Raw genomic sequence first — 22,999 nt, forward strand, 5'->3', positions numbered from 1 at the left:
CCCATGATCCCTGAGGGGCGCCACTCAATGCCTCCCGCCGCTCACGAATACTTGAATTGTAAGAAGAGCGCCATTGGCGCCGACCAGCAACATCATGCTCATCAATAGATAATCGAAACTGCCGACCCCTATGATTTGCCCAGCGATGTACGGAAATCCAAATAGGCCAATGAAGTAGGAGAGAGTGAACACCTGAGACGCAACGGCCAACGATGACCCATCAATAGCGGCAATGTGAACGACCATGCTGTTCAAAGTCGAATAGCTGAGACCGTATCCGAGCGCAAACATCATCGTCCCGAGAATGTAGATTGCTGGACTACCTACGTTCATCAACAGGACGAATAGCCCCGCAATAGTGCAAAGGATCAGAAATGCAGCTACGCGTTCAAGCCGCCAGAGCCCAATGATCGGTGCCACCGCAAAACGCGAGAAGACCGCTGTCAGCGTGAAGACCAGAAAGAACGTATCCGCAGACTGTGCTCGCGATGTCGCGTAGAGCGTTTGGAACGTGGACAGACCGGCGAAAACGCAGGCTGCGATGCCGATCATGATGACTGGATAGCGCGTGTTCGCCTTGAAGGTTCGCACCAGACTTCCAAAGGTCAGCCGCACAGCCGGCATTTCGATCTGTGGAGCTTGCGCCAGGACCCTGCCTGCGGACTCCAAGAGCGCCGCGCCCGCAAGACAGGCAGCTGCAAATAGGCAGTAAACTGCAATGTAGGATCCAGCGGCTTCCGCGAGCGCACGTGCGAGGGGCGCCGCAAGCCCGATGCCAAGCATTTGAGATGCGGAAAGCAACGTAAGATACTTGATACGAGCCTCAGCTCGCACGTGGCAGAAGATTTGAAGCGGCGCTAGTATATAAAAGACCGACCATCCAATGCCCAGCAGAAGTCCACCGATGTAAGCTATCAGCGTCGCAAGCGATGCTGATGCGAAACATACCATGGCCAGGGCCATGATCGCTGCAGCGAGTGTGATCGTTCGCATCACGCCGAGCACGTCGGCAATCCGGCCGGCCAAGAGCGAGCACAATATTGTTGCGATCGTACCGATCGAAACAACGGCTCCGGCGGTCGTGTCGTTTTGTCGAACGGCGGTTAACGCGTCCACAAGAACGAAACTCGAGCCGTAGCAAGCGGCCAAGCTGATACTGCCAAACATGAAGGGGATTGAGACCTGCAACGCGATTGCATTGGGCAAGTCCTCAGCAGGAACGATATGCTTGGCCGGTGTCATGCTGCGCTCTTTCCGGGCAGGCACCAATCAATGTCTTTAGCCGCTAACCTGCGCCCATCGATCTTCGGTACTGATCCGTTTCGCGCAGATGATGGCCTTGACGCGCATCCGGCAAGCGGATGTCCGCTATGCCCCAGCCAGCGCCATAACGCTTCGGTGATCTTCGGCATCAGCGGCCAACCCAGTACGCTAAAGCCCATCAGCCAAGTGTAAGCGGTCTCATGGCTCGTCGCCGCATTCACACAGTCGACCCATTCGATGACTGGCTTTGACGCTTGTGATACCAGCAGATGATCCAGCGAAAGTGCCGCGCACTGCTTCTCGTAGAGCCTGTCGAGCGCGGTCATCATCGCGCCATCTACGTAGCAGCAGGTTGGAGCCGGTGCTGCGTTTACGATGCCTGTGCAGCGGTCGATAGCTGCAGACATCTGATCGAAAAGTACGTTGTAACGATCGACCAGCTGCTCTGATATCAAATCGGCCTCGGCCTCCTCCGGACAAATTTCCGACAGGTACACTCTAAGAACATCGATTGATACATTTGGAGTTCGAGCGATCTCGCCCGCCCAGATCACGTGACCTCGGCTGGTGGAGAACTTCGATCCGTTCAATCGCAAAAAGTAGTTGAAGAAGATACGATCGAACGGCCGAAACGAGTCCTGGCCCAGCGCGCACCCTGTAGTACCCACGAGCATCGGAATTGTGTTATCGACACCGGTAGCACTAATGAGGAACGCATCGGAGTCGAGAACAAAAGGACTAGGCCTGCCGCTGCTTTCTGTGTCTCTCTGGCCGCAATAGAGAGAATGAGCGTAGAGTAGCGAGGAGTAGCTGAACAATATTTGCCGGGTCTTGAAATGCGGCGAACTCCAACCCAACCCGTGCAATCCCGGCACGGTCAGCCGCATCTGCTGTCCTTTGCGCGCGACATACCGCTTCGCTATGTCCCGAAAACTTGGCTCTATAGCCGTGTCGTCCCACGCCCGTAGAAGCCGGTCTTTTTCCGAAATTGAAAGGAAGGCGGAAATGTCATCCGCCCATTGCACGATCCGCCCTCGCCTTGATATCGGATCCCGCGCCTCTTCGGGCTCGAAATGATATCCACATTGCTCGCAGAAGAAGCTGCCGGCAGAAGCCGCACAAACCGGACAGGTCGCACCAAACCAGCCCCCAATGCAAAAACGTTGTTCTGGCCGCGTGACAGCTGAGGGCGTATCGTCAATTGGTAAACGCATTGTGCGGAATTGCAGACTTCCGGCTGCAAACAATGCCCCCATGAGCGCGCCACTCACATTCGAGAAGCGCTGCAGATTTCGGCCATGCGCAGGATCATCGAAATGGTCGAAAACAATGCCTAGCGAGGCGAGATCCTCAACGATCTTGACGTGGAAGCCATGCGCGAGTTCCGATGGATCAGTGTTCTCGCGAGCCGCCCGGACCAAAACATGATTCTCGAAGCCGTCGGTGGTCAGCCCAGAGCGAACTCGATGCCCCGCCCTCTTCAGGTGCCTCTGCACGACATCCATCCGAAGATAAGGCCCAGCGGCGTGCCCCAGATGTGCCCTGCCATTGGCAGTCAAATTCACTGGGGAGACATACACATCGATCGGATGCGTGTTTGCTGCATTTATCCGCGCGATAGTTGGGCTTTTCTTCATGTCGGCACAAATGACTTCCGTGGATACATCGCCGCCAGCATGCCAGGTGCGCTGACATCTCTCCGGCAATGGCGATCGCGATAGCTCGACGCAGATACGGATACAGGCCGATTGGTTGCTTCAAGGCGGATTCTACAATCAGTCAAAGGTGACTTGCCGCATCCGGTCTGAGCTCTTCGATAGGACGACTTCGCCGCCTCCATTGTTCGCGCGGCTTCGGCTTCCGACATAGTTGAACTCCCCCCGGCTCGACTCGATGAGCCAACGACATGCCCGCAAGCGGCCGCTGACCAAGCCGTAAACAAGCAAGCAGCGGGCCAACTGCGACTGCTGATTTTTCTCCTTGTCTGAACCTGCGTACCGTCAACTTTCGAACATTGGTCGCGAAGCCGACGACCGGCTCAGTAGAGCGAAGTGAGAGTTTGTTTGCCGTACTGACCGAGGCGCGTGGGAGCTGTTCCCAGATAGCTTCAGGTATGCGGGGCCGCCTCCTCTTCGTTATGACCCCAGCCAACGTCGGCCGCGAATGCTCCAAGCTGATTCAGCTGATCAGCAACGAAAACTGGATGCTCGGCTAGGACGCTTGAACAAGGAGACCAAGGGGGCGCTTTCGAAATCCCATTGTCGTGGAACGAGATCACAGATCTGGCGCTCGGAACGCTTCATCTGGTTTGGCCACCGGGAGGACGGCCCCCCGCTCAATGGCAGTTTGCCTGTCGGTGGAGTAGGCGCCAACTCATTCGAGACAGCAGCGATTGCAAAAGCGCCTTCTTGACGTCCTCGCAGTTGGCATTTGCCAACGGAGCTGGCGTTCGCTCAAGAACAAACTTCAATTCCGGATGCGCGATGTATCCATTGTGCCAAGTGCGGGTCGAATTCGGTGAGCTTGAAGGCTTCACCAGATTAGATGACGTTCATGCCATATTGCGGCGGGTCGGCAGGGGTAAAGAATAAGCCTTGCACCAGCAGGCCGAGCGTCGGGCCAAACGCCGCAGGTCCCACACCGAACAATAGGAACAGCGTCGGGCCAGAATGAAGTGCACCTCAGACACTCCAACCGGAGTGCGGAGGCCAATGAGATCCGCCCGCTGGTCGAGACGAATTTGGCGGCATCTCTGCGCAGCCATCGATCCCAGAGGAACGCCTGCGGCCGCAGGAACCGACGCCGGCCGCGCCGCGGACCGTGACGCTGGCCGATCCCCGCGTCGAGCAGTCAGCCTTGCACCGCTATTATCTCGTGCCCTCCGCTCGCACCGCGGCCGCCGGCGAGAGTCCAGTGCTTGAAGTGCTCGAGCAATTGATTGGAGGTGGCGTCAACTCATATCTCTATCGCGCGCTGGTAATCGACAAGCAGCTTACGATCGGTGCCACGGCGAGCTACCAGCCTACCGCGCTCGATTCCTCGCGGTTCGTGATTTCTGCCATACCAAACCCCTGCGTGAAGTTCGGCCAGATTGAGCGCGCCATCGACGAGGTGATCGCCAACATTGCGCACAATCCCGCGCGCATCGAGGATATCGAGCGGGTCAAGACGCGGCTGATCGCGCGAGCAATCTACGCTCAGGACAATCAGGAAGCGCTCGCGAACCGGTATGGCCGCGGGCTCAGCACGGGCCTGTGCATCGACGATATTCGAGGCTGGTCGGACGGCATCCGCGCCGTCGGTGCCCAGCAGGTGCGCGAGGCCGCGCGGAAATGGCTCGACAAAAGACGCTCGGTGACCGGCTATCTCATCAAAGAGCCAACGCCAAACCACGAGGAGAAGCGATAGTGACCTGTTTTTGCACACGGCGGGGGGTCCTCCTCGGCGGCGCGTCGCTCTCAATCGCGATGCTCGCCTCGCTAAATTCGCTTGCCACCACCAGGACGCTTGCCGCGACCAAGATCAAGCGCCTGGTCTCGTCTTGTGGTATCGAAGCCTGGTTCTTGCAAGACCCCACTGTCCCGTTGATTGCGATGGAATATGCCTTCGGCGGTGGCGCGACCCAGGACCCAAGCGGCAAGCCCGGCGTCGGCAACATGGTTGCTGGCTTGCTCGATGAAGGCTCCGGCGATCTCGGCTTTAAGACCTTTCATGAACGGCTCGACCGTCGAGCCATTAAGCTGAGCTTGGAGCGACCCACGATCACTTCCGCGGTGCCCTGCGCACGCTCGAGGACCACAGGGACGAGGCCTTCGACCTTTTACGGATGGCGCTAACCTCGCCCCGTTTCGACGCGGCCGACGTCGAGCGGATCCGTGCCGGCGTGCTCTGTCGCCTTCGGCATCAATCGACCGATCCTTCATCGCTCGCCAATCGCAAGTTACTCGAAGTCGCCTTTGGCGATCATCCTTATGCTCGCCCGGCTGCAGGCTCGATCGAAAGCGTGTCGAAGATCGAGGTCCCGGATCTCAAGCGCGATGTCCGACACGTGATGGCAAAAGACACGCTCAAGATCGCGGTGGTCGGCAATGTCGATCCAGAGGTTCTCTGTATACTACTCGACAAGACCTTTGGAGGCCTTCCCGCCAGGGCGGAGTTGGCGTCGGTCCCCGACGTGGTCGCGGCAAGACCACCGCAGCGCGTCAATATTCCGTTCGATGTGCCACAGACAGTTGTGAGTTTCGGCGGTCCAGCGGTCCGCCGCAGCGAGCCCGATTTCATGGCCGCCTATATTGTCAACCACATCCTCGGCGATGCCGGTCTGACGTCGCGGTTGTTCCGCGAAGTCCGAGAGAAGCGCGGGCTGGCCTATTTCGTCCGTGAGCACCTCGTCTGGATGGATCGTTCGGCCATGTTTGTCGGCAATAGCGGGACCAGCGCCGATCGCGCCCGTGAGACTGTCGAAGAAATCGAGAAGCAAGTCCGCCACATCGCCGAGCAAGGCCCGACCCAGCAGGAACTCGACAATGCAAAGTCCTACCTGAAGGGCTCGCAGATGCTGGCCCTCAACACATCATCAAAGCTGGCGCAAACGCTGTTGCAGTATCAGCTTGACAAGCTGCCGATCGACTATTTCGAAAAGCATGAAGCCGTCGTCGATGCGGTCACGTTGGAGGATGCCAAGAGAGTCGCGCAGCGGCTGTGGGGCTAAGGTCTTCTCACCATTCTCGTCGGCCGCTCCCCAGGGGACGCAGCCCAGTTAACCACCATGCCATCAGCGACCACGTCATCGCCAGGTGCCGAGCTAGACTAGACACCACAACCACAATACCGAGGAAACCAAATTAGCCATTAGCAAACCTAAGCCGCTTAGCCCGTCTTATTCGTCAGAGGGCGCCTGAGAGGCTGGCGAGCGTGGTGTAAAGCGCTGATGCGGCGTAGGATTCGGTTGCAAAGCCAACCCCATCACACTCAGCCGCGAACACCACGCCCGCCATGACCGACGATACGATTCTGCCCTTCTCGTTTCCAGCCGTTCACGCCAGGAAAGTCACAGCTGCCTTCGATGGCGGTCGGCTGACCTCGAACGGGGGCGTGATGCTTCTGGCGATGGCCGAGCGGCGTCTCGGCTTGGCCGACAATTTGGCCCGGGTGTTCCCGGATCGGCGCGATCCGACGCGGGTCGTGCACAGCCTTGTCGATATGTTCCGCGCGCGCATGTTCGCGATCTGCTGCGGCTACGAGGACGCCGACGACCTCCGATCATCTGCGGTCCGATCCCGCATTCAAGCTGGCCTGCGGACGGCTGCCGGACACGGGTCGCGATCTGTGTTCCCAACCGACGCTGTCGCGGCTGGAGAATGCTCCGCGCCTGCGCGACGTGATCCGACTGACCTACACTTTGGTCGACGCATGGATGGATAGCTACCCGCGCGAGCCGGCATCCGTCACGCTTGACATCGATGATACCAGCGATGTCGTCCACGGCCATCAGCAGCTCTCGCTGTTCAACGCTCATTATGACGAACGCTGCTTCCTGCCGATCCACGTCTACGACACGGAGAAGAGCCGGCCCGTGGCGGTCGTGCTGCGGCCCGGCAAGACGCCGGGCGGCGTCGAGGTGCGTGCCCATCTGCGCCGCCTGATACGGCATATCCGGACGCGGTGGCACAACACGCGAATTACGTTCCGTGGCGACGGGCGCTATGCTCGGCCGGAGGCAATGGCGTGGTGCGAGACCAACGGCATCGACTACATCTTCGGTCTGTCCGGCACCAAGCCGCTCGCCAGAAAAGTCGACGAGGCCGCCGACGACATCCGCACGCGACGCGCCATCGAGAACCTGCCGGTTCTGCGTGGCTATACCGAGACGCGCCACAAGGCAAAGTCCTGGGATCGCGAACGACGACCGTCGCCCGTATTGAGGCGACGATGCTCGGCCTCGACATCCGTTTCGTCGTCACCAGCCTCGATGTCGGCTCGGCCGAGTGGATCTACGACAGCCTGTATTGCGCGCGCGGCCAAGCCGAGAATCTGATCAAGCTGCATAAGACACAGCTCGCCTCCGACCGCACCAGCTGCCGTTCGGCGCTCGCCAATCAAGTCCGCCTCGTTCTCCACACCGCCGCTTATTGGCTGATGCTGACCGTGCGCGACGCGATTCCCAAAGCCCGGGAATTGGCCACAGCCGAGTTCGCGACGCTGCGTCTTCGGCTCTTGAAACTCGCTGCCCGTGTCGTTGAGACCACGAGCCGCATTCGCCTTGCGTTTGCCGCGGCATGTCCCGAAGCCGACCTGATCCGCGGCTTGCCAGGCGCGCTGCTGCCGCTCGGTCCTTGACCGGCGGGGCGTCCGCCCCCCGTTCGCCCAACCTACACCTCAAGCGCGTTGCAAAGTACCGGTCGTCAGGCGGTGAAAAGCCGAAGGCAATCCCGCGCGCCTCGTCAGAGCAGATGTGCGGCCACATCAAGCGGACTAAAAAAGCACTCTCACGAATAGGACGGGTTAGCCAAAGCTCCGCTCTCAACTTCCGCTTGGGAAGCTGAAGTCGGCTGCCGCGGGCACAGAATCGGTCTCAAAGTGCTGAACCAAGGGCTGAAGCACTAGGTGTTTAGTCCCAAGCTTTGATGGTGCATTCTTATCGCACGATTCGAAGGATGCGCTATGGGACAGGTTTTACACGGCTGCGCCACCGGGAGGCAATCCGTCGAGCAATACAAATAGTCAAGAGAGCCTGAGAGCGCTCGCCAGGCGCTACGGGATCAACCAAAAGACCGTCGCGAAGTGGAAGGGTCGCGAGGCAGTCGCCGATCTCCCGACAGGCCCAACGGAAGCCAAATGGACCGTGCTTTCCATCGAGGAGGAGGCGATCATTGTTGCTTTCCGGCGGCATACGCTATTGCCGCTCGACGATTGCCTCTATGCGCTTCAGCCGACCATCCCACATCTGACGCGATCATCCCTGCATCGCTGTCTCCAGCGCCACGGCATCAGTCGATTGCCGGAGGTCGAAGGCAGTAAGCCTCCGAAGAAAAAGTTCAAGGCTTATCCGATCGGCTATTTCCACATCGACATTGCTGAGCTCCAGACCGCTGAAGGCAAGCTCTATCTCTACGTCGCCATCGATCGCACCAGCAAGTTCACCTTCGTGCAACTGGTCAGGAAGACGGGAAGGACCTCCGCCTCCGCCTTCCTCGAAGCTCTGATCGCGGCTGTGCCCTACAAGATCCATACGGTTCTCACCGACAATGGGATCCAGTTCACCTTCTTGCCGCGCTACGCGGACGGCCCGACGGCAAGATACGTGACACATATGTTCGATATGCGCTGCCAAGAGGGTCGAGCGCATGAACCGCACGATCAAGGAAGCGACCGTCCAACGCTATCATTACGACCGACACAATCAGCTCGAAGCACACCTTGCCGACTTCATTAACGCTTACAACTACGCTCGGCGGCTGAAGACCCTGAAGGGCCTCACGCCCTACGAATACATCTGCAAAGCCTGGACAAAAGAGAACGAACGATTCACCCTCAATCCGCTCCAGCAAATGCCGGGACTAAACAGCTAATGCGGCCGCTCACCGCGCGATATCGTTTGCGAATAGATCATGACGCGCTTGCCCCGCGAAGGCGGGTGGTCAGGCTGACTACGAAAGATGCGCGATGACCGACTTGCGGACCTGATAATCACTCCGACGGCGCGAACTATCGCCAAGAAGTCGTCGAAGCTCCCCCTGAGGCCAGCCGCGTGAGACATCCTCTCCACTGCCGCCTCTCGCTTGGCGGCAGTGATCCCGGGTTGGCCTCCCGTCCGTCGCACACAGAAGAACACTTGCGACGTGAGCTGGTTGCATGGCCTTCCGGCGACGCCGAACTATGTTTCTGCACCCGCTCTGCCTCGTCCCCTAAACCATCATGCCGTCGCGCGAATCTTAGCAAATAACATTGCCGCTTCGGATGGTCCTAGCCCAACAATACCTACAAAGCTCGGCGGCGGCCTTGGGATGTGCCGATCAGTGGGTCTCCAGAGGTGAAGGCAGTACCGGCTGTTATTGACATACTGCGAATGCGGCGGATGCAATTGCATGACGCATTCCTCCTCATCCCAGAACAAGTCTTTGACAAAGCACATCTCTTGCCAGTTCGGACAACGCCGCGGCGTCGAAACGGCGACCTGCTCCCAGCCCGGACGGACGAAGCCACTGATTTTCAGTTCACTCCCGCAAGGGCCCTGCACCAAGAACAGCCCACCGGGGCCTGATCCTGGTACGCTGGCGAACTTGCCGGATCGTACGCGGCCGGCTTCCAGCTTCTCTATGATCTGCGCTCGCACGCACCCTCCTTTGCTTTACGGATCGCTTTGAAGTCGACGTAGATGACGTTGTTTGGCAACTCATGAGCCGGCGCAAGCTCCGTCAGCAGCGTAGCGTTCGAGCACCACTCTCCAGCGAACCATCTGCTGAGAAAGCCGCAGATGTCCATCATCACTTGTTCTCCCATTACTTAGTTCTCGGAAGCTCACATCCTCTTCAAGCACCCGACGAACGCCTTTACTGCACTCCCCGATTGCATGAAGGCCGGCGATGCACGAAGTGCTCGATCCGATTCACCCGCGGAATTGACCTCCACACTCACGAACACCCGATGGGGTAACCAGCCCCGCCAGACAACTCGGTCACGAAGCGCGCTTTTGGCGACACATCTTACTTACCCATGCCCGCGGGCGCTGATCAGCCGGCGCCGGACAGAGTGCGCTTCAGCAAGGTAAGATCCGCGCTCGATCTCCCGCACTTGCAAAACGAGTGTTCATTAGCCTTTCCGTTCAGGTCTCGAGGATGCATCTCGGCAATATGAAATCCGTCAATCGACGCGTATCACTTCATCCCTCCCGTTCTGATGTCGCATCCGATATCCGTTTGTGCACTCGATTATGGCTCGCCGAAACGACGTCACGCCGCACGGACTGACGCGACGCAAGAGCAATATCGGCTTTGGCCCGATGCGGCCTTGTGACGTGGCAGCACTTGAATCATTCGCAGCTCTCGCCGCTAGCGGAGCCTGAAACAATGCCAATACGTCATCTATGTGACCATGAAGAGCTTGTCGGACCAAAAATTCGAACGGGCGCGTCTGGCTCGTGAATGCTTGGCACAATGTGTTTCGGATCGAGTTGATAGCATCCTACGGCTCCTCGCGAGGATGATCAGACATGACGAGTTAGTCCTTTGGACAGACCATCACTGCGACCATCCGCGGATCTTCAGGCGCGTCGATACAATGCAACAGCTGGCGCATCGTTGCGGGTATGACGTCAGCAAACATTCACGCTTGCCTCCCATTGCTGGTGTCGGCTTTCAGACATCGATGTCGCAGCTCCGACAATCGTCGATTGGTCCACAGCGCCGCACTCTAGAGGCACGCATCTAACCCTTGTCGAGCGGTGCGGGCACTTCTCGGTTACTGGCATGCTGATTGCTGTAGTGTCGAAACAGGAAGGACACGCTATCCCGACATCAATTTGCAATGGACTCGTTGTTTGTTTTTGCTTTATGCATTGCCAAAGCACGTTTCGAACTTGCACGGTATCCCCTGATCGATGATACGCGACCAAATCGACAGGCCGCATACCTCACGCGCAACAAGCCGAATTCTGACACTCCGAGCTTTGGAAGACGAACTGATGGATAACACGAGGCGTCCGGACGCTAACCTTTTTCCCTGGACCAGTGGAGCATGCGAGGAATGACGCACTGGCGCGCACCAAAGCAGTCCATGATGAAGCATTACGCTGCTGACCGCCGCTCTTGGCAGACGCAGAGGAGATGGAACCTGTTGCCGCTGGCCGGGCTTCTCCTTCATGCGCTGCTTTGGGCCAGTATATGTTGGATCATCGCAGCGTCCTTATGAGCGAAACGATGAACCAGAGGAGATCTCAGTGGATGGGTGCTGGTATAGGAGGGCCTTTCGATGCCCTCGTGTACCGCGGCCGCGGTCTTGCAATTGTTGAGTGGCTAGATATGAAAACCTCCGAGGTCAGACAGGCAGGTGCAGAAGTGTTGGATATCGCGGATTATCGGACTTATATGCCTGCAAGCTTGACTTGACCTGACGGCAGCTATTGTCCCATCCGGTATTCGGTACTACGCCCGACAAGTGCTTTACGGTTCTCGCGCAAGAACAGGACTAAGATCGGCGCGCCGGCTCGATAGTAGGCGGATTAGCTTTCGAGAAGCTGACGAAAAGAATACGCCTGCGCCTATACAATCCCCTGTAGGTCGTTAAAGCGGCTCGCTGCGCTGAGGCGGCACGCTGACTGGGATTCGATTGGAACGATTTGTGCGAGAGAGGACCGTCTGGAGATTCTCGGCACGGCAGCCTCTGCAATGAATCGCCCGCCCGAATACCGAGCGAGATTGTTGCTCACCGTTGGCATTCGTGGCGATCTGCCGATGGAGGTTCCATCGACACGCGAGACGCTACGACTCTTGGCCGGGCCAAGTGCCCCGCTCGTTCTTGTGCGTCTGCCACTCTAGGGCGCGCCGAGCGAGCTTGTCGTATTCCTTGGCTATCTTGAGAAGCCTATCTCTGGCTTTGCCGTACGCCAGCGTTTCCGCTTTCTCTCGCGTTGCTTCCGCACGGCCGCGCCAAAGGTCGGGATCGTAGAGTTTACTCTTCGGATTCATAGCGATGAACATGCAATTTGCAGATCAAACAAATGTGACAGTGGCGCTCCGTACAATTACCTAGCAGTGACGCTTGTGGCCCGGGGTTACCAGCGAGTAGACACCAACGGTGCGCGCAAACTCACACTTGCCCTGAGCGTGGCCATAGAGACGCCGCGGTTTACAAACACTCAGCGCGAGGTTTCGCCGGAGCACACTCGTCCTGCTGACGGACCCTGTAGATCCCAAGACGTATTCAGACGATAGGGCTTGAATCGCACGTAGCGTCAGATTGTACGATCCTGGACAAGTGGGGACTACTTCGAACAATCCAGGCGTTTCCCGCCAAATCCCAAGAACTGCGAATGTTTCAAACACCCAAGCTCAACCCGCGAGATTCAAAGCACACTTGTCTGCACCTTATTGGTGGCTGGTCCAATGAGAGGTAGAAACAATTGCGCTCTTCGAGACATGGACGGCCCCTTTCGATCGTGGCATGCGCAGGGGAACGGACGCCCGGTACTGACGCCAACTCGATTGCCCCCGCTCTTGCGTCAAATGAAGTGGCACGCACGTTGCGGGACCGCGCCGAGCGTGACAGGGGCACGCGCGATGACAGCTTTGCCTGCGCAGTCGAGTGCATCGTTTGTCAATGGATTGAGCAGCCCTGCCTTGGGCGCTCCTCGCCGCCTTTCCTGGCCCGCGGTCACAAGTCCTGTTCGATCCTGCGTCGGGACGACGATGGCCTCCTCCGTCGGTTGACTCGTCATTAGGCTGCGGCCGCACTTTAGACTCATGCAAAAGCCTCCCAATGCCTCACGAGATCGGGGCGTGACCGCGGCCACCGCACGATCACCGAAAGCTTAACCGTGATCAAATTGTTCGGTCAGTGCAGCTGCGAGTGCAGCCCGGCGCTCGGCGCCGGCAACGACAGATGCTGACAAGTCGCTGCGAAAATACCGACTCCCGGCCCGGATGGTTTCGCAAGAGAAAAGAACGGTCTCGCAGGCGCTTACCTAACAATCCGGCATGTCTTCGGTCGGAAGGCCTGAAGAACATGCCGCAAACCAACCGACGCGAAGAAACACCATGATTCAAAACCAGCGGCTTCGTTTGGCTTCGCCCCTGAAGGCTGCCATCACCCTTGCTTTTGCAATGACCGCCCTCATCCCAGAGCGAGTAGACGCGCGCGATCAAGCGCCGACCGTAGAGGAGAAAGAAGCCTGCATGGAGGACGTGTTCCGCCTGTGCAGCAGCCATATTCCGGATCGCGTCGCCATCATCGCTTGTCTCAGATCCAAGCAATCGAGGCTCAGTCTGAAATGTCGCTACATGATTTCCGCTGGCGACGCTGGCAAGAAGAGTAACGAACCGAAATGAGGGGATGGCGAACCAGGTGGCTGCGCCTTCGCCTCAGGCTCAGAGATTGCCGACCGTGACCAGCAGGCCGTCACGCGATGGCAGGACAACAGGCACGGGCGATCGAGAACGACGTCGATAACTTAGAACTGACGGACACGGTCGCCGATTACTTCTATCGGACAGCTCAGCCTGGAGCGCTTGACCCTCACGTAGCGTCAGGTTGTAGCCTCACGAAGGAATCGCATTTAAGCGGCAGATACGCAAGCATCGAGGACGGTCTGCCGCGAGCGGGTGCTCGCACAACAATATCAATGCAATTGACGCCACGCCTCGTCGACGAAAAGTCCCCTATTGAACGAGGAGCCCGAGGATAGACAGGTAACGTGTAAAGTTCGATGGAAGCGCTTAGATCGATCATTGGCAAAGTTGCCAGCGGCACCACTCTGACATGTGAGGAAAGTGAGTTCGCCTTCGACAGCATGATGTCGGGTCAAGCGAGCCCTTCGCAGATCGGTGGCTTGTTGCTGGGAATGCGGGTCCGCGGCGAGACCGTCGAAGAGGTCACCGGCGCGGCCTCCGCGATCCGCAATAGAATGCCACGGGTCGATGCGCCATGCGAACCCATCGGTATTGCTAGCACGAGCGATACCCCGTTTTGCTCAGTCAACGTGGAGACGTGCGCCTCCTTTATCGTCGCCGGGGCCGGCGTTCCTGTCGCCAAGCACACCGACTGCGCAGCGTCATCAAGCTCGAGCGCCGCGAAAATTTTGGCGCACCTAGGCGTGAAGACCGATCTCACGCCTGAAGCCGTTGCTCGTTGTCTACAGGAAGCCGGCATCGGCTTTCTGTTTGCGTCGGCCCAGTATCCGGCCATGCAGCGTATTCGCCAGATCCGGACTGCACTTGGGACTCGCACGATTTTTAATCTAATCACGCTTCTGTCCAACCCCGTGGGGGTTAAGCGGCAGATGGTCGGAGTGTTCTCTCGTGAATGGGTGCAGCCACTGGCCCTAGTGTTGAAGAACCTTGGCGCCGAATCGGTGTGGGTGGTGCACGGCTCGGACGGGCTCGATAAGATAACCCTTGCCGGCCCGACCTTTGTTGCCGCGCTCGAGGCGGGTGCAGTCCGCACCTTCGAGGTGACGCCAGAAGATGCTGGGCTCCCCCGCCACACCGAGGCGCTGGAAAGCGGCGATGTGGATGGCAATGCCGTCGCGCTGCAAAGCGTGCTCGGTGGCGCAGCAAGTCGATATCGCGATGCCGCCCTTTTGAACGCGGCGGCGGCATTGATCGTGGCCGGCCGTGCCTCCACGCTCCAGGAAGGCGTCGCACTTGGCCAGGAAGCGCTTGATCGCGGCGCCGCAGCCACGCGACTGGAGCGCCTGATCGCGGCTTCCAACTAATGACAACTGAGTTGAGCCCTGTTCAGTTGTGGCCGCCAAGGCCAACGTTCACAAGCGCGAATGCGCGCTGCTCCTGCGAGGCTTGCGAGCTTGCGCCGCTTGCCCATGCATCAACGCAGTTGGCATCGAATAGGTGGCGCAAGAGCCGGCCTTCGTCGTCGGCGAGAGCCTGTTGCGGCGCACCGTTGCCGAGGTTTCAGAGCCCGCTACGTGGTGCTAACGCTGCCGGCCAAAGGAGATGATCGATGACGTCCGCACAGAAAACGGAAGCACTCGGATCCATCGCAACGATAGAACACATCATTCGCAAGTTTAGGGAATTGATTGATACGGACAGCTCGATCCCCCCGGAGCTGCGGGGCGCGCTGCACGCAACACTCGATGAGCATCTTATCGATGCAAAAAAGCGTGTTCTCTTACGGGGACATTAAGCGCGCCAATGCCCTGCATAAGGAGAAACAATTTGCCCTGGCCGGCGCCCGCCAGTACCGCAATCGGCATGATCCTGTCCGCACGGCCAGTCGGCGACGTTCCAGCCATGCACCGATCGCGCCGACGGAATCCAGCAGCATGGCCGCCCCTTTCTGCCTAGCGGGGATAGGATTGAGCTCGACGAGATCGAGCAATTGCTCATTGGTCTACAGAGAAAGCCAAGCACATTATATACATCGAGATGGTCCAGCTTCAGGCCCGTTCTCACGCACGGCCGTCGGCCAAACCGTCGCGATTGCCTTAGGCTGACTGCCGCGTTCGGCCTGCCGGTGAGCCATGCCGAGATTGCCACTTTCGGCGGAACCACGGCGCTGGTGATCGAGCGCCTGGCGGTGGACGAAGGATGGCCGCTTGCTCCGGCTGCCGCAGGAGGACTGCTGTCAGGCGCTGTCTGCTTGCCGCTACGCAAGTATCCGGGCGCGGCGGCCGGCAGGGTGGAGCTTCTTGATCTGCCAAAAAGGCAGCGATGTCCCTTCCGAGGACCAGGCGATTCTGCTGAGGGCGCAGATTCTCTTTTGGCCGATCGGCGTAACGCATGCAGAAGAAGCTTGTGACGTCGGTAGGGACATACAACTCCTACAGGATTGCCGGCGTACAGGGGCGGCATTTCGTGCAGACCCGCGAAACGGCGGGCGTAGCGAAAAGGCTCGTTCGGGATTCTATTGAAGCTATGGCAACTACCGCCAAAGCGTACGCATACGACGGAGGCCGCCTGATTGACGCATGCGCGCGGGCACGGCGAGGTCTATGATGGCATTGGGTGAAGGGTGAAGGTCAGGCGGCCTGCTGATTGGCTGGCTTGTCGGCCTGGCGCAGGAGCTTCCATTCCCAGGGCAAGAGCTCGTGCAGACGCGATGCGGGATGATCGGCGATACGGGCCAGGACGTCGGCGAGCCAGGCCTTGGGATCGACGTCGTTGAGGCGACAGGTCGTGATCATCGTCAGCATGATGGCGGCACGGTCGGCGCCGCGTTGGCTGCCGGCGAAGGTCCAGTTGCGCCTTCCCAAGGCGATGCCTCTCAATGCGCGCTCAGCGCAATTGTTGGTCAAGCAGATCCTGCCGTCGTCGAGGAAGCGGGCGAAGCCGTCCCAGCGCCTGAGCATGTAGTTAATCGGCTTCAGGACCTCGGAGGAACGCGAGAGGGTTTCGCGCTCGCGGAGCAGCCAGGCATGCATGTCCTCGAGAAGTGACTTACTCTGTTCCTGGCGAGCGGCACGCCGCTCGCCGGCACCGCGGCCGTTGATGGCGCGCTCGATCTCGAACAACGTATCGAGGCGTCTGACAGCCTCCAGCGCGATCGGGGAGACCGGTTTGCCTTTCTTGCCTTCCCGAGCATTTTTCTCGATATCAGCCAGCTCGAAGAAGCCCCGCCGCGCATGGGCCACGCAAAACGCCGGCGTAATCGGCAGCGCCTTCTTCTGCGGGTCGAACAGCGGCTCGAAGCCGCTGTAGCAATCCGCCTGCAAGATGCCGGCGAAGGCGGCCAGATGTCTCTGTGGATGCTCGCCTCGTCGGTCGCTCGAGGCGTAATAGACCGCTGCCGGCGGCGCAGGCCCGGCGAACGGCCGGTCATCCCGCACATAAGTCCAGATCCGCCCGGTCGTGCACTTGCCCTTCGCCAGAATACGGATGGTGGTGTCGTCGCCATGAAGGCGCTCGGCAGCGAGCACGTGGCGTTCGATCAAGTGGAAGAGCGGCATGACGGCGAAGGTCCCGTGGCCGACCTGGTCGGCCAGCGTCGACAACGGCAGGTCGATCCCCTCGGCCTTAAAGCGCGCACTCTGGCGGTTGAGCGGGATATGCATGCCGAACTTGTCGAACAGGATCGTCGCCAGCAATTGTGGGCCGATGAAGCCGCGCGGCGTGGCATGGAACGGCGCGGGCGGCTGGCTGATCTTCTCGCAATCGCGGCAGGTGAACTTCTCGCGTACCGTCTCGATCAGCTTGAAGCGGCGCGGGATCTCCTCCAGCGTCTTGGTCACATCCTCACCGATCTTCGCCAGCCGCGATCCACCGCAGCAGGCGCAGGTCGTTGGAGTCTCAATGACGACGCGCTCGCGTTCGATATCGTCAGGCCATGGCTTGCGCACCGGCCGCTTGCGCATGAAGGGGCGGACGTTCTGCGTCTTCGCCGCTGCGGCCTGTGCGGCAAGCTCATCCTCGCTCGCCGTGGTGACGAGTTCTTCGAGCTCCAACTCCAACTGCTCGAGCAGCCGTGCCGAGCGCTCGGATCGCTGCCCGTGCAGTTCGCGTTTCAGCTTCTCGATGCGCAACTCGAGATGAGCGATCAGCGCCTCGGTATCCGACAGTTTCGCCTGCGCATTCGCGGCTTGCGCCTGCCAGTTGGCGGCCTTCGCCTCGGCTTTCTGTCGCGCCTCACGCTCGGCCTGCAGCGCCGCCAGGGCACTGACAAGGTCCGATGGAAGATCATCCGGCTTCGATATCATGGAGCCATTGAATCAGATCGAGCAGCAGATTCAAACCGTAAAACGACTATCCGACCCGCGTCGGACGCTGGGTTTCTTGAGGGTTGCGCCAATCGATCCCGGACAACAGATAGCTCAACTGCGCCGGAGAGATCGTTACCGATTCACCAGCAACCGATGGCCAGATGAACCTGCCTCTCTCGAGTCTTTTGGTGAACAAGCAGGCGCCCTGGCCATCGTGCCAAATGACCTTCAATAGATCACCGCGTTTGCCCCGGAAGCAGAAAAGACCGCCGCCCATGGCGTCGCGCTTGAGCACTTCCTGCACGCGCAGAGCCAGGCTCGGAAAGCCGCACCGCATGTCGGTATGGCCCGTCGCCAGCCACACCCGCACGCCCGTCGGGATCGGGATCATCGGCGCGCCAGGCCCCGAGCAATTCGAACGACCGCCTCGATATCCGCACCGGGGCCGAAGACCACGCGCAGCCCCTGAGGGCTCACGATTTCGATCTGACCTGTCTCGACAGCTTCCGTCGTTGGCGGCGTACTTGCCGCAACTATCGCAGGGACGAATGTCGGGCCGATCGAATCCTCTTCGGCCGGATCATGACAGGTCCAAGCCTTGCGCCAGCTCAGCAGAAGCTGACGTGATATCCCATACCGGCGAGCCGTCGCCGACACCAGTCGTGGCCCCGAGAAGCTCTCCTCTACGATTCTGAGCTTCTCCGCACGCGTCCAGCGTCGCCGCCGACCGGTCTCCACCAAATCCATGCGGCTCAGCACCGCACTGTCCTTATGTCCGTCCATAAGGACAGTCAGCTACAGATCGGAAAAACTCGCAAGACGGCCGCCCTCGGACGGATACGCCAAAGCTGCTCTCGACAAGATCGAAAGCAAGCTGCACACGGGATTTCTCGGATCGATTCATACGTCGGTAAAAGCTGCCCGTCATGCAGCGCCTGGGTTCATTGAGAGTGCAATACCGGACAACCACGGTTGCTGCCGCCGGCCGACTAGGTGAAGTCGATGCCGCCGATGCCTTGTCACCTGCGCATTGTGGATCACGCGTTCCATGACGCACCGGCTCCCTCGTTCGGAAGTGAGTTGCCGTCACGCATTGCCGGACATCTCCTCCACTGCTCGGTCTTTGCCAAATCGCTGCGAATTGACGAAGCCGGCACGCCCGACATCACCAACACGGCCGTCGACCGAACGCTGCTGCAAACAAGAGCTGTCAACAGACAAAAAGCGAACCCGCGCATTTTCGGGACATTTGCCTTCACAAAGCCCGATGTGCTGAACCGAGCAGCCGGGGAACAGCGAGGCCTCGGGCAAACCCTCCCGGCCGGAGCGGGAGGGTGCCTCCGCCTCTTCGATGCGCGCGGCCATACGCAGGAATGCGTGCGGCCCAGACACCAAAGCACGTGCAGCTACCTCGTGGAACGAGCAAAGATCGACAAGATTGTCTCTCAGGGTGTTGTAGAGCGCTGCGCTATCACGGCACGCGCGCGTGCGAGCCGGCACTCACGGCTTCTCCGGTCACCGGCAAGCACATCCTGCCGGAATAAGATCACGAGCAGCGCATCGAATACGTGCACTTGAAAGAGGAAGGCGGGCGGCCGGCTCCACAGGTGCATTCTGCGCTCCCGCCGAAGCCAAGCCGTGCCAGGGAGCGGCACGGCAACGTTCCTGGATTGATGTCGTGGTCAGGCATTTTGCGCAACAGAAGGCAGGTCAGCAATGCGAGGACGGCCCATACCAGGGCGCGCTCCTGAGCTCTACAATTGCGCCGACACCTACCAGCCCTGGTAGCTCAGTTACTGTCGATAGCCGCGTAGCATCATTGCCGCGGCAAGACCAGGCTTCAGAAGGCACAGGTGCCGCACAACAATTGCGCATCTTAAGATCTTCGCGCGAGATCATGATAGGATTACCGTGGATCTTATCCTGATCTTGTATGAGCGATGAGAGGCGAGTTCACAGGCGTCAGGCGATGTCCAGCAATCCGTTTGGAGCAACGACAATCCTCGAGGGTATCCGACGTTGGGTTGAGATCGAGTCTCCAACGGAGCGGCCGGATCAGGTCAACATGCTCGTCGACCTCGTCGCCGCAGGCTATGGCGACTTGCCGGCAACTGTGGAACGTGTCGCGGGACGCGACGGCCGAGGGGATCACCTGATCGCACGCTCGTCCTGGGGCCAGGAGGCACCGGGCGTCCTGGTGCTGAGCCATCTCGATACCGTACACCCGATGGGCTTCATCGAGCGCCTGCCGTTCCGGATCGACGGCGACAGCGCGTTCGGTCCCGGCATCTACGACATGAAGGGCGGCGCGTATCTTGCGTATGATGCCTTCCGGCGGATCTGCGCCGATGATGCGCGCCCGCCGCTCGGCATCACCCATCTCTACTCATCGGACGAGGAGATCGGCAGCCCGACCTCGCGGGCGCTGATCGAGGCCGAGGGCCGCAAGGCCAAATATGTGCTGGTGACCGAGCCCGCGCGCGACGGCGGCAAGATCGTCACCGGACGCAAGGGCGTCGCGCGCTTCGACTTGCATATCAAGGGCGCACCGGCGCATGCCGGCACGCGCCCCGAGCACGGCCGCAGCGCGATCCGGGAACTCGGCCATGTGATCCTGGCGCTGGAGGCGATGAACGATCTCAAGCGCGGCATCACCGTCAATGTCGGCGTCGTCCGCGGCGGCACCAAGCCGAACGTGATCGCCGAGGAGGCCTATGCGGAAGTCGATCTGCGCGTGCCGACCATCGCCGACGCCGACGAGCTGGTGCCGAAGATCCTCGGAATCACCGCGCGCACCGAGGGCGTCACCGTGAAGGTGACCGGCGAACTGAACCGTCCGCCCTACGAGAAGAGCAACGCCGGCGCAGCACTTTACGAACACGCCAGGGAGCTTGCCGCCGAACTCGGCTTCGAGCTGCTCGATGTCTTCACCGGCGGCGGCTCCGACGGCAATTTCACAGCGCCGCATACCGCGACTCTCGACGGCCTCGGCGTCGACGGCAAGGGCGCGCATACCCATTGCGAGCAACTCTACATCTCCTCGATTGAGCCGCGCGCCCGACTCCTCTATCGCCTCTATCAGACACTGCAATAATTTCGACCAGCCGCCGGCCGCGACCGCGGCGTACGCCGGATCGGGGACGCGCTCCGATATTCGCGCCGCACGCCTCGAAATGGCGCAATGGGTCACATAAATCCCTTCCTGTCAGGCCGACCTGATCGAACACCATCCGGATCTCGCATTGGGCACTGAGGCTTCGGTGCCCATCCGACTGAATTTTCATGACTACCGCACGGCCGGATGTCCGGCCGCGAAATTGACTGCGACTAGAGCGGGTAGCTGCCGCGCAGGCACGAACCTTTCCGGCCGGGGCTCGTCCGCCCGAACCTTGTTGTCAACTGGGGTGGCATTGTGACGCACATCGAGACACAGAATGAGTCAGCAACAACACTGTACGCGGCGTTTTGCGAGCAGACCTTGGCGCTTAGGCACGTGCATACAGGCTGCCAAGAGGACTTGAACCGGACGTAGCGTTAAATTGTACAATCTTAGGAAGGCACGAGTCTTCAGCTGCCGTCCGGACTGTGAAGGATTTCGAATGTCTCACATGGGCATAGCCACGCCGCAATGCTTGGGCGAGATCCTGGTCCGCGACAGCCGACCGCTCGAGATGTCTATGCGTTGCGTGTTGATCGCGGCGCCGCGGCGAGCAGGCGGTTGTGAAGGGGCTGCCATCCCACAGCGATACCGTTCAGCTGTCCTAAGCCGCATCACCGCAGAGTGGCCGAGGTCAGAGAAGATCAACTTAGACCTCGCTTCAAAGACAATCAAAGCGGCGAGCCAGCTTCTCGACCGCTTACAGCGCTTTTGGGCGGTCCCAGCGCGCAAGCGCGCGACTACGGCGACCTGCAAAGCTCTTGCGTTGCAACGCCTCGCTCGGCGTAACCGGCGCGACATCAGAAGAGATAGCCTGGCATTCAGGAGCAGCAAGTTGAACGAGCCCGATGACGTAAAAAAGGTTCTGTTAGTCGACCACATTGAAGGCCAATGCCGGGCCATTATCGGCTTCAAAGATGAAGACCCTAGAGCGGCCTTTATGTGCGGCGAGCCCGTATACCAAAGACCGGGCAGGAAACCGTCATCGTGGTGCGCCTATCACCACCGCCAGATGCACGCGAGCGCTGTCGAGCAGAACCGAGCAGGTGATCGCGTGCCTGAGATCTCTCAGGCAATATCCATTGTTCCCACTCCATGACAACCATCGAGAATAGCGTTGTCCTGCTGAGTCCGTATGATCATACCCGCAAAGGCCACGCGAAGCATGTCATCGAGGGTTAGACGTTTCCGACCTCCCACTGAACTGCATCGGGACACGCGCATGCGCTGACCGAACCACACAGAGATGCACCTCGTCTGCAAATTAATGAGCCGATCAACAGTAACCGGCATGAGGCCTCCACCTCGTCATGGCGCGGTTCGCTTGGGATACAGCCTGGGATGAGCTGATGGGTGGAGGTGAAGCGATGGCAAATGCCATGCTTGATGCCAGGCAGGAAGGTGACTCTTATCGCCGCGTTGAGGTGATCACTGGGGAGCGCCGGCGGCGACGGTGGACGCGCGAGGAGAAGGCCCGGATCGCGGCGGAGAGCTTTGAGGAGGGGACGAACATCTCCGAGGTGGCGCGGCGCAATGGTGTTTCCCGCGGACTGCTCACGGTGTGGCGACGCCAGGTAGCGGCGGCGATGGCCGGCAAAGCCCAGAACTTCGTGCCTATCCAAATTGGCGCCGAGAGCGATGGCGGGAGGGCTGGCGAGTCCGAGTGTATTTCGCCGGGTAAGATGAAGCCCTTGGAGATTGCCGCGCCGCCGGCCAAGGTCTGTGGAGCGGTCGAGATCGAGGTGAACGGGGCGCGCATCCGCGTCGAGCCGGGCGTGGAGCTGGCGACGCTTTCGATGGTGCTATCGGCGCTTCGAGGGATCCGGTGATTGCGCTACGGTCAGACCTCAAGGTGGTGCTGGCGGCCCAGCCGGTCGACTTTCGTAAGTCGGTGCATACGCTGTCGGCGCTGGTGAGCGAAGCACTGCGCGCGAACCCATATTGCGGCGACGTCTTCGTGTTCCGCAGCAAGCGCATGGACAGAGTGAAGCTTCTGGCGTGGGACGGCAGCGGCATGGTGTTGGTAACGAAGTGGTTGCACCAGGGGCGTTTCACCTGGCCACCGATCCGCGACGGCGTTGTGCATCTCAGTGCGACGCAGCTTGCGATGCTACTCGACGGCCTCGAGTGGACGCGTGTGTCGCCCAAGCCTGTGAAGCAGCCGGTCATTGTCGGCTGAGAAGTGAGGATTTCGCTGGAGCGTGGGT

14 protein-coding genes and 5 pseudogenes are annotated in these 22,999 nt (G+C 59.8%); 10 read left to right on the forward strand and 9 right to left on the reverse strand.

The genetic code is table 11. The features are described from left to right. Positions 1-24: 24 nt before the first annotated feature. The 3 genes and pseudogenes from HAP48_RS05945 to HAP48_RS05955 all read right to left on the reverse strand — a co-directional run. The gene (locus HAP48_RS05945; protein WP_166214469.1) at positions 25-1,242 is read right to left on the reverse strand and encodes an MFS transporter; all 1,218 of its coding nucleotides are present in this window, start codon (positions 1,240-1,242) and stop codon (positions 25-27) included. After that, positions 1,239-2,900, reverse strand: coding sequence for a class I tRNA ligase family protein (locus tag HAP48_RS05950; protein WP_166214468.1), 1,662 nt, complete (start codon positions 2,898-2,900; stop codon positions 1,239-1,241). Before HAP48_RS05950 ends, HAP48_RS05945 begins: the two co-directional genes overlap by 4 nt. Before the next feature lie 909 nt (positions 2,901-3,809). Further along, a pseudogene (locus HAP48_RS05955) lies at positions 3,810-3,961 on the reverse strand (energy-coupling factor ABC transporter permease); the annotation flags it as partial. 6 nt (positions 3,962-3,967) lie between these two features. Here HAP48_RS05955 and HAP48_RS05960 point away from each other — a divergent pair. From HAP48_RS05960 to HAP48_RS05975, 4 pseudogenes are all read left to right on the forward strand, one after another. Next, positions 3,968-4,671 (forward strand): annotated as a pseudogene (locus HAP48_RS05960) (M16 family metallopeptidase); the annotation flags it as partial. Between the two features lie 59 nt (positions 4,672-4,730). After that, positions 4,731-6,076, forward strand: a pseudogene (locus tag HAP48_RS05965) (M16 family metallopeptidase). A 182-nt stretch (positions 6,077-6,258) separates the two neighbouring features. Beyond that, positions 6,259-7,602, forward strand: a pseudogene (locus HAP48_RS05970) (IS1380 family transposase). Positions 7,603-7,926: 324 nt separating this feature from the next. Continuing rightward, positions 7,927-8,834: pseudogene (locus tag HAP48_RS05975) on the forward strand (DDE-type integrase/transposase/recombinase). A gap of 344 nt (positions 8,835-9,178) precedes the next feature. On the opposite strand, the gene HAP48_RS50705 reads toward HAP48_RS05975, so the two are convergent. Continuing rightward, positions 9,179-9,598 carry a DUF7694 domain-containing protein gene (locus HAP48_RS50705; protein ID WP_084518781.1) on the reverse strand — a complete coding sequence of 140 codons (420 nt, stop codon included), beginning with the start codon at positions 9,596-9,598 and terminating at the stop codon, positions 9,179-9,181. After that, a complete protein-coding gene (locus tag HAP48_RS05980) occupies positions 9,580-9,750 on the reverse strand; it encodes a hypothetical protein (protein WP_165125932.1) in 171 nt (56 codons plus the stop codon). Before HAP48_RS05980 ends, HAP48_RS50705 begins: the two co-directional genes overlap by 19 nt. A 3,266-nt stretch (positions 9,751-13,016) precedes the next feature. Between HAP48_RS05980 and HAP48_RS05985 the strand changes: the two genes are divergently transcribed. The 3 genes from HAP48_RS05985 (at position 13,017) to HAP48_RS05995 (ending at position 15,123) form a co-directional block, all read left to right on the forward strand. Further along, positions 13,017-13,307 carry a hypothetical protein gene (locus HAP48_RS05985; RefSeq protein WP_175612357.1) on the forward strand — a complete coding sequence of 97 codons (291 nt, stop codon included), beginning with the start codon at positions 13,017-13,019 and terminating at the stop codon, positions 13,305-13,307. A gap of 377 nt (positions 13,308-13,684) precedes the next feature. Beyond that, complete coding sequence (gene trpD, locus HAP48_RS05990) at positions 13,685-14,692, forward strand: anthranilate phosphoribosyltransferase (RefSeq protein ID WP_166214467.1); 1,008 nt, start codon at positions 13,685-13,687, stop codon at positions 14,690-14,692. A 245-nt stretch (positions 14,693-14,937) separates the two neighbouring features. Next, entirely contained in the window at positions 14,938-15,123 is a 186-nt protein-coding gene (locus tag HAP48_RS05995) for a hypothetical protein (protein WP_084518780.1), read from the forward strand. 835 nt (positions 15,124-15,958) lie between these two features. Here the strand turns inward: HAP48_RS05995 and tnpC are convergent. From tnpC to HAP48_RS06015, 4 genes are all read right to left on the reverse strand, one after another. Further along, positions 15,959-17,632 carry an IS66 family transposase gene (gene tnpC / locus HAP48_RS06000; protein ID WP_166205228.1) on the reverse strand — a complete coding sequence of 558 codons (1,674 nt, stop codon included), beginning with the start codon at positions 17,630-17,632 and terminating at the stop codon, positions 15,959-15,961. 46 nt (positions 17,633-17,678) lie between these two features. Continuing rightward, positions 17,679-18,026: an IS66 family insertion sequence element accessory protein TnpB gene (gene tnpB, locus HAP48_RS06005; RefSeq protein WP_063676425.1), complete on the reverse strand. Its 348-nt coding sequence runs from the start codon at positions 18,024-18,026 to the stop codon at positions 17,679-17,681. Further along, positions 18,023-18,418, reverse strand: coding sequence for an IS66-like element accessory protein TnpA (tnpA, locus tag HAP48_RS06010; protein ID WP_166202956.1), 396 nt, complete (start codon positions 18,416-18,418; stop codon positions 18,023-18,025). Before tnpA (HAP48_RS06010) ends, tnpB (HAP48_RS06005) begins: the two co-directional genes overlap by 4 nt. A gap of 303 nt (positions 18,419-18,721) precedes the next feature. Beyond that, positions 18,722-19,135: a hypothetical protein gene (locus tag HAP48_RS06015; protein WP_166214466.1), complete on the reverse strand. Its 414-nt coding sequence runs from the start codon at positions 19,133-19,135 to the stop codon at positions 18,722-18,724. Between the two features lie 469 nt (positions 19,136-19,604). On the opposite strand from HAP48_RS06015, the gene HAP48_RS06020 reads away from it, so the two are divergent. The 3 genes from HAP48_RS06020 to tnpB (HAP48_RS06030) all read left to right on the forward strand — a co-directional run bounded on the left by HAP48_RS06020 (position 19,605) and on the right by tnpB (HAP48_RS06030) (position 22,971). Continuing rightward, on the forward strand, positions 19,605-20,729 hold the full coding sequence (locus HAP48_RS06020) for a M20 family metallopeptidase (protein WP_029084811.1): 1,125 nt from the start codon (positions 19,605-19,607) through the stop codon (positions 20,727-20,729). 1,430 nt (positions 20,730-22,159) lie between these two features. Beyond that, on the forward strand, positions 22,160-22,621 hold the full coding sequence (gene tnpA / locus HAP48_RS49935; RefSeq protein ID WP_166208700.1) for an IS66-like element accessory protein TnpA: 462 nt from the start codon (positions 22,160-22,162) through the stop codon (positions 22,619-22,621). Further along, positions 22,618-22,971, forward strand: a complete 354-nt coding sequence (gene tnpB / locus HAP48_RS06030) for an IS66 family insertion sequence element accessory protein TnpB (RefSeq protein WP_166208697.1) — start codon at positions 22,618-22,620, stop codon at positions 22,969-22,971. Before tnpA (HAP48_RS49935) ends, tnpB (HAP48_RS06030) begins: the two co-directional genes overlap by 4 nt. The last annotated feature ends 28 nt before the right edge of the window (positions 22,972-22,999 follow it).

It is taken from the genome of Bradyrhizobium septentrionale, assembly GCF_011516645.4.
Lineage (GTDB): Bacteria > Pseudomonadota > Alphaproteobacteria > Rhizobiales > Xanthobacteraceae > Bradyrhizobium > Bradyrhizobium septentrionale.